Origin of the sequence: Bifidobacterium sp. B4079, from assembly GCF_026537385.1 — a bacterium.
In the GTDB taxonomy this organism is placed as follows: Bacteria; Actinomycetota; Actinomycetes; order Actinomycetales; family Bifidobacteriaceae; genus Bombiscardovia; species Bombiscardovia asteroides_I.
Window position 1 is genome coordinate 83,283 of record NZ_JAFNMH010000002.1, and the last position, 14,256, is coordinate 97,538.

10 protein-coding genes are annotated in these 14,256 nt (G+C 61.3%); 8 read left to right on the plus strand and 2 right to left on the minus strand.

Going from position 1 to position 14,256, the window contains the following annotated elements; all coding sequences use genetic code 11:
- The first annotated feature begins 66 nt into the window (after positions 1-66).
- The 7 genes from J3T95_RS04985 (at position 67) to leuA (ending at position 9,065) form a co-directional block, all read left to right on the plus strand.
- On the plus strand, positions 67-3,006 hold the full coding sequence (locus J3T95_RS04985) for a DNA polymerase III subunit gamma and tau (RefSeq protein ID WP_267450654.1): 2,940 nt from the start codon (positions 67-69) through the stop codon (positions 3,004-3,006).
- Positions 3,006-3,608 carry a recombination mediator RecR gene (recR, locus tag J3T95_RS04990; protein ID WP_015022549.1) on the plus strand — a complete coding sequence of 201 codons (603 nt, stop codon included), beginning with the start codon at positions 3,006-3,008 and terminating at the stop codon, positions 3,606-3,608. The genes J3T95_RS04985 and recR overlap by 1 nt, the downstream gene beginning before the upstream one ends.
- Before the next feature lie 128 nt (positions 3,609-3,736).
- A complete protein-coding gene (locus tag J3T95_RS04995; protein ID WP_267450655.1) occupies positions 3,737-4,570 on the plus strand; it encodes an aspartate kinase in 834 nt (277 codons plus the stop codon).
- The gene (locus J3T95_RS05000; protein ID WP_267450656.1) at positions 4,567-5,130 is read left to right on the plus strand and encodes an ACT domain-containing protein; all 564 of its coding nucleotides are present in this window, start codon (positions 4,567-4,569) and stop codon (positions 5,128-5,130) included. The genes J3T95_RS04995 and J3T95_RS05000 overlap by 4 nt, the downstream gene beginning before the upstream one ends.
- 19 nt (positions 5,131-5,149) lie before the next feature.
- Positions 5,150-6,238: an aspartate-semialdehyde dehydrogenase gene (locus J3T95_RS05005; protein ID WP_220236445.1), complete on the plus strand. Its 1,089-nt coding sequence runs from the start codon at positions 5,150-5,152 to the stop codon at positions 6,236-6,238.
- Between the two features lie 42 nt (positions 6,239-6,280).
- Positions 6,281-6,901 carry a DUF5701 family protein gene (locus J3T95_RS05010; RefSeq protein ID WP_024626962.1) on the plus strand — a complete coding sequence of 207 codons (621 nt, stop codon included), beginning with the start codon at positions 6,281-6,283 and terminating at the stop codon, positions 6,899-6,901.
- 253 nt (positions 6,902-7,154) lie between these two features.
- Entirely contained in the window at positions 7,155-9,065 is a 1,911-nt protein-coding gene (gene leuA, locus J3T95_RS05015; protein ID WP_267450657.1) for a 2-isopropylmalate synthase, read from the plus strand.
- Between the two features lie 99 nt (positions 9,066-9,164).
- Here leuA and J3T95_RS05020 read toward each other — a convergent pair whose 3' ends face one another.
- Positions 9,165-11,411, minus strand: a complete 2,247-nt coding sequence (locus J3T95_RS05020) for a transglycosylase domain-containing protein (protein WP_220236443.1) — start codon at positions 11,409-11,411, stop codon at positions 9,165-9,167.
- A 194-nt stretch (positions 11,412-11,605) separates the two neighbouring features.
- Between J3T95_RS05020 and J3T95_RS05025 the strand changes: the two genes are divergently transcribed.
- The gene (locus tag J3T95_RS05025; protein ID WP_220236442.1) at positions 11,606-12,748 is read left to right on the plus strand and encodes an inositol-3-phosphate synthase; all 1,143 of its coding nucleotides are present in this window, start codon (positions 11,606-11,608) and stop codon (positions 12,746-12,748) included.
- Between the two features lie 240 nt (positions 12,749-12,988).
- On the opposite strand, the gene glf is transcribed toward J3T95_RS05025, so the two are convergent.
- Positions 12,989-14,167 (minus strand): UDP-galactopyranose mutase, encoded by a 1,179-nt coding sequence (glf, locus tag J3T95_RS05030; protein WP_267450658.1) that lies wholly within the window; start codon positions 14,165-14,167, stop codon positions 12,989-12,991.
- Positions 14,168-14,256: the final 89 nt, after the last annotated feature.

Below are 14,256 nucleotides of genomic sequence, written 5' to 3' on the forward strand. Positions count from 1 at the left end.
AGGAAGCAGGATGAAAGCCTCAGGAAGGAAAGCGAACGTGTCTAAAGAAATGGATAGCCTTGAATTATGGCACTAGCACTCTATCGGCGGTATCGGCCTGACACTTTTGACGGCATCATCGGTCAGAAGCAGGTCACGGTGCCTCTCACCCGAGCTCTGGATGAGAACCGGCTGACCCATGCCTACCTCTTCTCCGGTCCCAGGGGTTGTGGAAAGACCAGCAGTGCCAGGATTTTCGCCCGCTGCGTTAACTGCGCAAAGGGGCCGACCAGCCATCCCTGCGGCGAGTGCGACAGCTGCAGGGATCTGGCCACCGGAGGCCCTGGTTCCATTGACGTGGTGGAGATCGACGCCGCCAGCCACAATGGCGTTGACGATGCTAGGGAACTCAGGGAGCGAGCAGGCTTCGCCCCCGTGCGTGACCGCTACAAGATCTTCATTCTGGACGAGGCTCATATGGTCACCCAGCAAGGATTCAATGCCCTGCTGAAGATCGTCGAGGAGCCGCCGGAACACGTTATGTTCATCTTCGCCACTACAGAGCCGGAGAAGGTGATCGGCACCATTCGCTCCCGCACCCACCATTATCCCTTCCGTCTGGTGCCCCAGGAAGTCATGGGGCCCTACCTAGAAGGGATTTGCGAAAAAGAGGGCATCAAGGCCGAACCTGGCGTGCTTAAGCTGGCCATGCGGGCTGGAGGCGGATCGGTGCGTGACACCCTTTCCGTGCTGGACCAGCTCATGGTAGGCGCTGACGAGCACACCATCACCTATGATGCGGCTGTAGCTCTGCTGGGGTTCACTCCTGCCGCGCTGATCGGCGAAGCTGTGGACGCACTGATCGCCCACGATGGGGCTGGCCTCTATGGGGTCATTCAAAAGGTGGTCGTCGGCGGGTTCGAGCCCCAGCGTTTCGTTGAGGACCTGCTGGCTCATGTCCGCGACTTGCTGGTTCTCAAACTGGCGGGCGACCGGGCTGAAAGCGTGCTTAGCGAGGATGCGGACGACGACCAGGTGGCCGATCTGCATCGTCAGGCGAATGCTTTGGATCTGCAGGTCCTGACCAGGATAGCCGACATCATCAATGATGCGCTGGCGGGAATGAACGGGGCCACCTCGCCCAGGATGCGCTTGGAGCTGCTGGCCGCCAGGCTGCTGGCAATTGGCTGCGAGTCTATGGAGCAGGCACCGGTTGAAGCGGCGGCTTCCGCCGCTGGCACGGCCCCTGCGCCCGCCCGCAGCGGGTTCATTGGCGCTGACAGGTCTCAGCAGAACGGTCGGCCGTCCAGAGCATCCCAGTCTGGCCGTGCTGACGGGGCTGATCGCCGCGAACAGCCTGGCAGGACAGGCTCGCCGTCTGCTGCAGCACCTGCCACCTTTGCAGAGCCGCGGATTACGGCAGATTCTCATTCCGATTCCTATGCTCAAGGACAGCAAGAGGGCGAAGGATGGCCCACCTATTCCGGTTCAGGCTCTGCCCAGCCTGAACGCAAGGAAGTCCCCTCCTCGACGACTCGACAGCCGACGGGGCAGACCGGATCACCCAATTCTGCCGGACCCGTCCAATCCGCTGAACCGCCTCGGTCAGCCCAACATAAGGTTACGCAGGGGCAGACAAACGAGGTGCCGACTGGTACGGAACTGGATAAGCGCTGGGATGCCTTAGTGGCTGCCCTACCGGATGAGGTACGCCAGTATGTGGTGCGGGACCGGGTGCCTACCGTGGCCATGAGTGCAGACCCTTCCGGTCGCAAGCGACTGTCTATGACTTTTGACCGTCCACTCAGCCAGCATGCCTTCGCCATGGCCGTGTCTGCGCAGTCGGTTGACGGGGAGACCAAGGTGCCGCGTATCGTCATGGTCCGCGCTCGTCAGGAGTTTGGACAGGCCACCATGATCGCCCCATCGGGGACGGCTGCCAACGGCGAGACGGTAGAGTCCGTCAACAGGATGTCTCCGCAGCGTCGGGCAGAGGTCAAGAAGGAAGTGGCTCTAGCGCGAGCCGGCTTGGCCACCATGAACCTTGGAGCAGCTGTCATGCCTCATGCAGCCACGGAGCAGGGGCATGCCCCTAGGGAGATGACGGCTTCGGCTGGTCATCGAGGTGAGGCTGGAGCATCAGCATCGAAGGGAAGGTCCACTCCTGGAGAAGCTGCCGACGACGGGAACTCCGACGACGTCCACCACCCGGTCGGCGGTCCGGTCCAAACATCTTCGGAACCGCTGCCGGCGGCGGGCTTTGGCTCAACTGCTTCAACGGTATTGCCGGATGATGATCCCTGGGCTCACCCCATGCCAGCGACTCTCGCGCCGCAAAAGGTCCGGCAGCCCGGTGAGGGCGACGACGGATCCTATGGCCAGAAAGACCATGAGTCCAAAAAGGTAGCTCTGCCGGACATGAGCGATGACACGGATCCCTGGGCCGTGCCCGATTCCGGGATCAGCGCCGCAGCCTCTGCAGAGTCCTCCAACAGTCAGGGCCGTGAGGCTTCGGATCAAGGGCTTGCAGTCTCGGAGTCAGCTGATTCGTCTGGCCAGGGAAGCGTCTCGGGTGCAGCCCCGGATTCGGCATTGGGGACCGGATCGGTCCCCGATGAAGGGGCCATGGCGGCTGGCATCCCAACTCCGTCGGTGCAGAGCGACGGTCACGGTTCCGATGCTGCTGACGGTTTGGATGGTCCCCAGACGATGGCAAAGGTCTCTGGAGCTGAGGGCAGGAGAATGCCTGCAGGCTTCGCTAGTTCGGCCCAGAGCGGTCCCGATCGGGATGGAGCATCGTCTGCTGCAGTCTCCTCCCAAGCCTCGGGGCCTTCCGTGGATCCCGAGAACGATGTCTATTCCATGGACGATGCCAGGCTCGGGGCGGACAATGCCATGAACCAGGATGAACTGACCAAATTGTTTGATGTGACCAAGGTGGAGGATTTTGCTGCTGACGACCCCCAGAATCCGATCAACGTCCAAAAGCGCCGGCAGGAACAGGCACAGCGACAGGGAGGTGAATGATGGCTGCTACCTATGATGGAGCCATTCAAGAGCTGATTGACGCTTTCGCTCAACTGCCGGGCATTGGTCCCAAGGGAGCGCAGCGCATCGCCTTCTATATTCTGGGAGCCGATCGGCGCAGCGCGCAGGATCTGGCCGATGCTATTGTCGCCGCCAAGGAGAAGGTTCGGTTTTGCGAGATCTGCGGCAATGTTTGCGAGACCAGCCCATGCCCCATATGTCAGGATCCACGGCGTGACCGCAGCATCATCTGCGTAGTCGAGGAGCCCAAGGACGTCATGAGTATCGAACGTACCGGAGAGTACCGGGGTTTATATCATGTGCTGGGCGGGGCCATCGATCCTATGTCCAACGTCGGGCCAGGTGATCTGCGCATTCCCGAGCTCTTGAAGCGGTTGGGCACCGATCAGGTCAAGGAGGTCATGCTGGCCCTGGACCCCAACATCGAAGGCGAGGCCACCACCACTTACCTGGGACGGCTGCTGGGTCCCCTGGACCTGCGGGTCACCAGGCTGGCCAGCGGTCTGCCTGTCGGCAGTGATCTGGAATATGCTGACGAGATCACCCTTGGCCGGGCAATATCCGGCCGTCGCGATCTGTAAGGCCTGCAGCCATTGTTTCGCATGTTGGTGGAGAGGGTCTGATAGAACGGTGTCGTTCATATAATCCATATAATCAACATGTTGCAGATGATGGTCTAGTGGCTTAACCGTCGCGGGATGGAACAGCAGTGGCACTTATCGTTCAGAAGTATGGTGGGTCTTCGGTGGCGGACTCGGACTCCATCAAGCGTGTGGCCAAGCGCATCATTGATACCAAGCGCGCTGACAATGACATCGCAGTGGTGGTTTCCGCCATGGGGGACACCACTGACGATCTGATCGATCAGGCCATGGATGTGGATTCCAATCCACCGGCCCGTGAGATGGACATGCTCATGACGGCGGGGGAGCGCATCTCCATGAGCCTGCTGGCCATGAGCATCCATGCACAAGGCGAGCGCGCCCATTCCTTCACCGGTTCGCAGGCGGGATTCATGACTGATGCACGCTACGGCGCAGCCCACATCCGCCATGTCCGACCCCAGCGAGTCATGAAGGCTCTGGACCGAGGCGAAGTGGGTATTGTGGCAGGCTTTCAGGGGGTTAACGCCGACGGCGATGCTACTACCCTGGGACGCGGCGGCTCGGATACCTCGGCTGTGGCTCTGGCTGTGGCGCTCAATGCGGATGTCTGCGAAATCTATACCGACGTAGACGGCGTTTTTACCGCCGACCCGCGCATTGTCCCCACCGCCCGAAGAATTGCTCGCATCTCGTACGAGGAGATGCTGGAGATGGCGGCCGGCGGCTCCAAGGTATTGGCTCTGCGCTGCGTGGAGTATGCACAGCGCTTCCGCATGCCTATCCATGTGCGCAGTTCATTTTCCCATCGTCGAGGCACGCTGATCATGCCCGACGATGTCGATGTCGTCAAGATTCCCAATCTGGAGACCGGCCAGTTGCCGGATTCCCCCGCTGCGCACGCTGACAGGCAACGGGATATGACGGAAGGAAGGTCATGACCAACGGCGAATCCATGGGCGACTTGTTTCCGGACCTGAACGGCCCCGAGTCACCCATCATCTCAGGGGTTGCCCACGACCGCAGCGAGACCCAGGTCAGCCTGCGGGCCGTACCCGATCGACCTGGCGTGGCCGCGCGGCTCTTCACCATCCTTGCCGAGGGCGGCATCAACATCGACATGATCGTCCAGGCTGGGGCGGCTACCGGAACCGTGGACATCTCCTTCACCCTGCCATCCGCTCAGGCTGATCAGGTGGTCCCCATGCTGGATGACTCCCGCGAGCAACTGGGGTTCCGCTCGGTCGACATCAATCCCGAGGTGGGCAAGGTGACCCTGGTAGGGGTGGGCATGAAGACCCACTCGGGCATTACCGCCACCTTCTTCCGGGCCTTGAGCGACCGGCATATCAACGTGCTCATGATCTCGACCTCCGAGATTCGAATCTCCGCCCTGGTGCCCATTCAGGCCTTGGACGAGGCGGTACGGGCCATCCATACGGCCTTCCATTTGGACGCCGATCAGGTCGAGGCGGTCGTTTATGGCGGCACAGGTCGCTGAGCGGAGAGGAGAGAGAGCGATGACAGACAAGGCCGATTTGACGAACAACGGTCGCCGTGGCATCAATGTTGCCGTTCTGGGTGCCACCGGCCAGGTAGGCATGGTCATGCGCCGCATGCTGGACGAACGGGACTTTCCTGTGTCCGACCTGCGATTCATGGCCTCCTCCCGGTCTGCTGGAGAGCAGCTGCGCTGGCGTGACAGGACCATCACAGTCGAGGATGTGGAGCAGGCCGACCTTAGCGGAATTGATCTGGCCATCTTTTCCGCCGGCGGCTCGACCTCAGGAACCTGGGCCCCTCGCTTCGCCGAGGCCGGAGCCTACGTGGTCGACAACTCCTCCCATTGGCGGATGGATCCCGAGGTCCCCCTGGTGGTGGCTGAGGTCAACCCCGAGGACCTGGATCTTATCCCCCGGCGGATCGTGGCCAATCCCAACTGCACCACCATGGCCTGCATGCCGGTGCTGAGTCCCTTGGCCAAGGCCTACGGTCTGCGCCGTCTGATCGTCTCCTCCTACCAGGCCGTGTCGGGGGCTGGGCGTGCCGGCGTCCTCCAGCTGCGCGACGAGGCCAAAACCGCCGTTGAGCAGGGTGCTGATCGTCTGGTCTTCGACGGATCGGCCATCGAGTTCCCCCCGCCCACCAAGGTGGTGCGCACCATCGCCTTCAACGCCGTTCCTTTTATAGGCGACTTGGTCGATGACGGCAGCGGGGAGACCGACGAGGAGCAGAAGCTGCGCAATGAGAGCCGCAAAATCCTGCACCTGCCTGATCTGGCCGCCTCCTGCACCTGCGTGCGGGTAGGAGTCTTCACAGCCCATGGCATGAGCATCAATGCCGAGTTCGAGCACGATGTCACCCCTGACCAAGCCCGCGAGTTGCTGTCCAAGGCCCCCGGAGTGAGTCTGGCGGAAATACCAACTCCTCTGGATGCAGCCGGCAAGGACCCAAGCTTTGTGGGCCGCATCCGCCAGGACCAAGCCGTGGAAGGCAAGAGGGGATTGTCCATGTTCGTGGCCAATGACAACCTGCGCAAGGGAGCCGCCCTCAACGCCGTGCAGATCGCCGAGCTGATCGCCCGCAAGCACTTCGCCGACAGGATCTGAGATGACCGGTTCGCCTGTGCGGCACCGATTAGACTAGAGACCATGACCAGATCTTCCCAAGAAGTGCAGCGGCAACTGGATCGGATCGTGGCCTTGGGCTATCCGGATGTGGCGGACATCAGCGCCGCCGCTTTCAGAGCCTTGGCCCAGCCCCTGATCTCTGCGCTGGAGTCCACTGAGCTGGGCGAGCAGATCCTGCTTATCCCCACCAGGGAGCTGGTCTCGCCCGAATCGCTGATCGCCCGGACCAGCATCAATCGCATGGCGGGCTTTACCACCATGCCGCCGCGCGACATCGCCAGCTTCCTGCCTCAGAACGGGTTTGAACCGCCTGAGGGGCCCTTTTACATTGTCTTGGAGCCGCATACCGGCACCTGCTACACCAACCGAGAACCGGACGTGGCTCGCAAGCTGATCGACTCCGACGACCGGCTCCCTCTGACCTTGGAGGAGGGTCTGGCCATCGCCACCCAGCATCCCGACTGGCTGGCAGTCAAGAATGGTTTCAACCTGCTGGGTTCCCACAGCGCCGATGGGCGCGTGCCCAGCATCTGGATGAGCCAGAACGCCCCCCGCCTGGGTTCGGTCTGGCCCAACTCGCGTCACACCTGGCTGGGCAACGCCTACTGCGAGGGGCGTCGCGGCGTCTCCCTCTTCCAGTGAGTCATTTGCAATGAACCTTATGCAGTGAGCACTCTTCGGTGTTTGCGCCGTGTGGTGTTTGCACTGCGGGCAACTGCGCAGATCATGCCGGTCTCTGTGTGTTCGCCTTCCTCTGCGTCGGAATGCGGACCTGGACCGCATATCCCGGCTCTCCTCCGGTAAAATAATGGCACCCCTGGCACGGTTTTGGCCTGCCCGAATACCTATTGCCGGGTGACATTGTGGTTTCCGACGAACGAAAGAAGGAGGAGAGATGGATCAGGATCGTGCATCCGTGTTTGATCTTGCGGCCCAGGCTGCGGCGTCCAATGGAGGGAACAACGACCTGTTGCTGCCTCCCCCCAGGTTCGTGGGTTCGCCGCAGAAGCCCAGCGCCATGCCTTACAACAAATATGTGGCCTACAAGAAGCAGGTCCCCTTTGACTATCCGCAGCGTACCTGGCCGGGCAAGACCCTGAAGCGGGCGCCTCGTTGGTGCTCGGTCGATCTTCGTGACGGCAACCAGGCCCTGGTCGACCCCATGGATTCCGAGCGCAAGCTGAGATTCTGGAATCTGCTGATTTCCATGGGCTTCAAGGAGATTGAGGTGGGCTTCCCCTCGGCTTCGGAGACCGATTATGACTTCATCCGCTTGCTGATAGAGCGCGAGCTGATTCCCGACGATGTGACCATCGTGGTCCTGACCCAGGCCCGCGAGCACCTGATTCGCCGTACCTATGAGGCCCTGCGTGGCGCCAAGCGAGCCGTAGTCCACTTCTACAACTCGGTTTCGGTCCTGCAGCGGGAGGTCGTCTTCCACAAGGACAAGGCCGGCATTAAGAAGCTGGCCACCGACGCCGCCGAGCTCTGCCGCTCCCTGGAGGCCGATGCCGGGGGCGCTGATCTTTCCTATGAGTACTCGCCCGAGTCCTTCTCCGGCGCAGAGCCCGAGTATTCTCTGGAGGTCTGCAACGCGGTCATTGATGTGATCCGGCCCACACCGGAGCATCCCATGATCATCAACCTGCCCAATACCGTGGAGATGACCACCCCCAACGTCTTCGCCGACGAGGTGGAGTACATATCCACCAACCTCAAAGATCGGGATGCTGTGGTGCTTTCCCTGCACCCTCACAACGACGAGGGCATGGCTGTGGCCGCCACCGAGCTCAGCCTGCTGGCCGGGGCCGACCGGGTGGAGGGCTGTCTGCTGGGCAATGGAGAGCGTACCGGCAATGTTGACATTTGCACGGTGGGGCTGAACCTGCTGGTCCAGGGGATCGATCCCCAGCTGGACTTCTCCGACATGCCCGGCATCCGTCGGACGGTGGAGTACTGCAATCAGATCGCCGTCTCCGAGCGGCACCCCTATGCGGGCAGCTTCGTCTTCACAGCCTTCTCCGGCTCTCATCAGGATGCCATCAAGAAGGGACTGGATGCCCGGCAGCAGGCGGCTCTGCGTGCCAACGCCAACCCCGATGACTTCCTCTGGCTGGTGCCCTACCTGCCCATCGACCCCAAGGATGTGGGCGGCAACTATGAGGCCATCATCCGGGTCAACTCCCAGTCGGGCAAGGGCGGCATGGCCTATCTGCTCAAGGCCAACCATCATCTGGATCTGCCCAAGCGTCTTCAGGCGGAGTTCGAACGGCTGGTCCAGAGCTATGCCGACAGGACCAAGCGCGAGGTCAAGGATGCCGACATCTGGCGGCTCTTCAAGGATGAGTATCTGCCCGTGGAGGCCGGCGGAAGCGTGGTCGGCGGCGAATCCATGGCCGATCAGCGCGACGAGACCCTGCGCCAGTGGGGACGATTCAAGCTGCTGAATGTGGCGGTCACCTCCGGCGAGGACGGCTCCGACACCGTGCTGGATGCCACCCTGCTGGACCGAGGACTTGCCCCAGGCGATCCTGAGGAACGTCGTCGTGTTCATGGGCATGGGAACGGTCCTATTGCGGCCTTCCTGAATGCACTCAAGTCTTTGGATCAGACCGTCTCGGTCCTGGATTACGCCGAGCACGCCATGACCGCCGGCACGGACGCTCTGGCGGCTTCCTACGTGGAGTGCCAAGTGGGCGAACCGGCCAGGTCCCGGGTGATCTGGGGTGTGGGTATCGACTCGTCCATCTCCACCAGCTCCCTCAAGGCCATCATCTCGGCGCTCAACCGCTTCCAGCGCGGCTGAAGGCCAGAAAATCCAATACGGGTCCTTCAGATCCGATCCGGACGCACAACTACGCCCGGATCGGAACAAATTATCTGAACTGGTTTACATCTGGCTGGTTTACTGCTGGGTTGACTCGGCCCCTGAGTTGCCCTGAGTGCTGCCTTCGTTGTCGCCCTCACTGCTGCCGCTGCTGTCTTCATTCTCCGTTCCGCCTCCAGTGCCAGCGCCCGAACCACTGCCGGACCCGGACTGCCCCTGCTCGGAGTTCTGGCGCTGGGAGCGCTGCTGGGGCGCGTATGAGTATTCACGGTTGCGCGTGGATGAACTGCTCTGCCGGGATCCGGTGCCCCAATTGCCTTCTGGGCCACCGACCTTGCCGTGGTCCACAGCATCCGGGAAACGCTCCACTGGACTGTTGCCCAGGGCCGACTTCATATATTGGGTGAAGAGCTGAACCGCATAGAAGCCGTCGTGATAGTGATCCGGTACCTTCAGGGCTCCGCCGTCCTGACCCTGGTTCCAGACAGCGAAAGTGGTCAGAAGCGAGGGGGTGAATCCGATGAAGGAGATGGCGGTCTGGTCATTGGCCGTGCCGGTCTTGCCGGCGATGGGCCGCCCCAGGGAACGGGCATAGGATGCAGTGCCGCGCTGGACCGTCGTGGTCATAGCCTTTTGCAGCAGAGCCACTTGATCGGCGTTGAAGACCTGATCCGACTGGGTCGTAGCCGTGTAGAGCTCCTGATCCTTGGCGTCCTTGACCTGGGCGACCAAGTGCAGCTTGGGTCGTTGTCCCCCGTTGGCCAGAGTGGCGTAGCCCTGGGTCACGTCATAGACCGAGAGAGCGTCTACACCCAGAGTGTCGAAGGTGGTCGTATCGTCGATTTTCCCGGTGATGCCGGCTGTGTGGGCCACCTGGGCGATTTTGCGTGAGGTCACGTGCTCGCCCAAGTCCATGAAGACTGTGTTGACCGAGTTGGCGAATGCCGAGTATAGGTTGATGTACCCGTAGCTGACATTCCCGGCGTTAGCGACGGACTTGCCCACGCTGGAGAAGGTACGCGGCGAATTGCCGTTGAAGACCGTGTTTAGGCTGACCCCATCCTGGATGGCGCCCAGGAGCGTGTAGGCCTTCATGGTCGAACCGACCTGGAAGGTCGCCTGATCCACGTTGTTGAGCTGGTGGGTCAGGTAGTCGTCACCGGCGTACAGGGAGATGACGGCACCGGTCTTGGGGTCGACCGAGAGCCCCCCAATTTGCAGAGTGGGCGGCAGATGCTTGTTCCCTGTGGACGGACTGGCCACTTGGAACATCAGATCCTGTTTGTCCTTTTGGATGGTGGTGATGATCCGGTAGCCTCCAGTGTCCAGGTCGTCCGCGGTAAAGGGGGCCTTTTTGCCGGAGGACAGCTCGTTGCGGACCATGCGCAGCAGGTAGCCGTTGGGTCCCTGGTAGACGTTCTGCGGCATGTATTTGATGGTCTGCGGCATTTGGGCGCTGGCCCGGTCCTGATGGCTGATGTAGTGGTCCTCCTCCATGATGGCCAGCACGCGGCGGAAGCGCGACTCGGCCTGCTTGGGGTTGACTGCCGGGTCCCAGGAGGCAGGGGCCGGGATGATGCCGGCCAGCATGGCTGACTCGGGCATGGTCAGGTCCTTGGCGTCCTTGCCGAAGTAGTTTTGGGCGGCGGCCTGGATCCCGTAAGCGCCACGGCCGAAGTAGATGGTGTTCAGATAGTTGCAAAGGACGGTGTTCTTATCCTCTGTTCTGGAAATCTTCAAGGAGAGAATGGCCTCGCGCAGCTTGCCCTTATAGGATGTGGTCTCGCCCAGATAGTAGCGCTCGGCATACTGCTGGGTGATGGTGGATCCGCCTTGTCGGGTGCCCTTGGTCACGTTGTTGAAGAGCGCTCGGCTGATGCCTTTGAGGTCGATGCCGTTGTCTTTGTAAAAGGTGCGGTTCTCCGAGGCGACGACCGCATTGCCCACATACTTGGGCAGGACAGCGCAATCGATAATCTCTCGGTTCTGATTGGCATAGGTTCCGATGGGGGTGGTGCCGTCCGCATAATAGACCGTGGTCTTTTGCGCCAGGGCCTGCTTCTCAGGCGGGATGATTTCAGTGGTCAGATACAGGTATGCGAAGGCCGCCGCCCCGGCGACTAGCACCAGTCCCAGCAGGGCCAGGGTCCACTTAAGCACGCGATGCGACTTGTGGGGCCGTCTGCGGCGAGGTCCGCCGCCCCGGGTATTCCGGTCGGCGTGCCGCGAGGTGAGCCTGTCGGCGCGATTCCTGCTGACGCGCGTTCCGGACTGAGTCCTGCGTGTGAGCGAGGTCGAACTGACTGAACGAGTCTGATTGGCCATGCCAACCACGCTATCCGGCGGGGCTGAAAACTGTTCGACCTAAGGCTGAACGTTCATCATTTTCGTACGTTTGCGCCCTGCTTGGGGGTCTGTCCTGCCAGGGGGCAGGCATACGAAGTTCTATTCCACCATGCCATCCGCCGGGAGAAGGTATGCTTAAAGTGGAAATAACCCAGTAAATCAGAGGAGTTTGTATGAGCATCCGTGTAGCTGTAGCGGGCGTGGGCAACTGCGCTTCCTCGCTGGTACAGGGAGTCGAGTATTACAAGGACGCCAAGGATGATGACAAGATCCCCGGCATCATGCACGCCAACTTCGGTGGCTACCGCATTCGTGACGTGGAGTTCGTGACCGCCTTCGATGTGGACTCCCTCAAGGTCGGCAAGGACCTGAGCGAGGCCATTTTCGCCTCGCAGAACAACACCTACAAGTTCTGCGACGTTCCCAACATGGGCGTGGAGGTCCTGCGCGGGCCGACCGGCGATGGGCTGGGCGAGTACTACAGCAAGATGATCACCGAGTCGGACGCCGAGCCTGTTGATGTGGCCCAGGTTCTGCGCGACAAGAAGGTCGATGTGCTGGTCTCCTACCTGCCCGTCGGCTCTGAGCAGGCCGACAAGGCCTACGCCGCCGCTGCCATCGAGGCCGGGTGCGCTTTCGTCAACTGCCTGCCTGTCTTCATCGCCTCCGACCCCGAGTGGGCCCAGAAGTTCCGCGATGCCGGCCTGCCCATCGTGGGCGACGACATCAAGAGCCAGGTGGGCGCCACTATCACCCACAGGGTGATGGCCCGCCTCTTCGAGGATCGCGGCGTGCGTCTGGACCGCACCTACCAGCTGAACGTGGGGGGCAACATGGACTTCATGAACATGCTGCAGCGCTCCCGTCTGGAATCCAAGAAGGTTTCCAAGACCCGTGCCGTCACCTCCATTGTTCCTCATGACATGGATCCCCACAACGTCCACATCGGTCCCTCTGACTACGTGGCCTGGCTGGATGACCGCAAGCTGGCCTTTGTGCGTCTGGAAGGAACCACCTTCGGCGACGTTCCTCTGAATCTGGAGTACAGGCTGGAAGTCTGGGATTCACCCAACTCGGCCGGCATCGTCATCGACGCCCTGCGTGCCGCCAAGATCGCCCTGGACCGTCACCTGGCCGGCCCGGTGCTGGCACCCAGCTCCTATTTCATGAAGTCCCCCGCCGTCCAGCATGAGGACAACGAGGCTCGTCAGCTGGTCGAGGATTACATCGTCGGCAAGGTGGAGAGCGACGAGAGCGCCCTGGATGCCGATGTCAAGGCCGCCAAGGAGAACGGCAAGGACGTCTGGCACGCCTGAGCCCGCAGATTCTGCCTGGTTGATTTCTGAGGCGCCTGTTCGAAGGGCTACCTTGGAGGTTTGAATGGCAGATGCCTGATCTAAAAAAGGCCGGCCACTTTCGTGAGTGGCCGGCCTTCTTGCATTCGGATTGGAATAGCCGCTTTGGATTGGCTGGCTTCGCCTGATATTGAGCTCTTCAGCCTCATGCTCCCCTCCAAGGATTGCCTCTGAAGGGGCGATAGTGATTCGGTTCCGGCTTCAGCCCTTGGCCTGGCCTACCAGGGGAGCGATCCGCCTGTTCCAGGCATCCAGGGCTGAATTGATGACCTGGTGCATGTCGTAGTAAGCGTAGGTGCCCAGGCGCCCGCCGAAGACCACCTTCGGCTGTTGGATGGCCAGCTGCTTGTACTGGGTGTAGAGCGCCCGATCGCCACCCGTGTTGATGGGGTAGTAGGGCTCGTCGCCCTTGCCGGCGAAGCGGCTGTATTCCTCCCAGACCACGGTGCGTTCATGGTTCTGCCGGTCGTAGCGTTCGGGGTTGAAGTTCTTGAACTCGATGGCGCGGGTGTATGGCACGTCAGGATCGGAGAAGTTCATGACCGGGCAGCCGAAGTGGTCGTCCTCGTCGTAGCGGCGCTCCTTGAAGTCCACGGTCCGCCACTTGAGCTCGCCCAAGTGGTAGCCGAAGTAGCGGTCGACCGGGCCGGTATAGACAACGGGGACCTGTCCTACCAGAGCATCCCGGTTCCAGGGCTGGGAGTTGTCGAAGAAGTCGGTTTTCAGGCTCACCTGGATGCGCGGATCGTCGATCATCCTATCGAACCAGGCTGTGTAGCCGTCCTTGGGCAGGCCTTCCCATGTGTCCTTGAAGTAGTGGTTATCGTAGTTGAACCGCACCGGAAGCCGCTTGATGATCGAGGCGGGCAGTTGGGAGGGGTCGGTCTGCCACTGCTTGGCCGTGTAGTTCTTGATGAAGGCCTCATACAGGGGGCGGCCGATCAGAGAGATGCCCTGATCGTTCAGGTTGCCCGGGTCGGTCCCGGCCAGCTCGCCGGCCTGCTCCCGGATCAGTTCTCGGGCCTGCTGGGGGGTGTAGTGGGCGTGGAAGAACTGGTTGATGGTCCCCAAGTTGATGGGCAGGGGGTAGACCTCGCCCTTGTGGGTGGTGTAGACCCTGTGGGTGTAGTCGGTGAATTCGGTGAAGCGATTGACATACTCCCAGACCTTGCGGTTGGAGGTGTGGAAGAGGTGGGCCCCATACTTGTGGATTTCGGCCCCGGTTTCCTCGTCCATATAGGAGTAGGCGTTGCCGCCGATGTGGTCGCGCACATCGATGATCCGCACCCGGGCCCCGCTGTGCTCGACCGCCTGCTGGGCCACAGTCAGACCGAATAGGCCAGCGCCCACAATCACCAAATCAGCATCCATGTCAGCCATTCGTCTTCAGCCATCCATCCCTTGTCGCTGTTGATGCCGGGCTGCCTACTGTCCGTTGCCAGGGTCCGGCATGATCCGTGATCAACCGC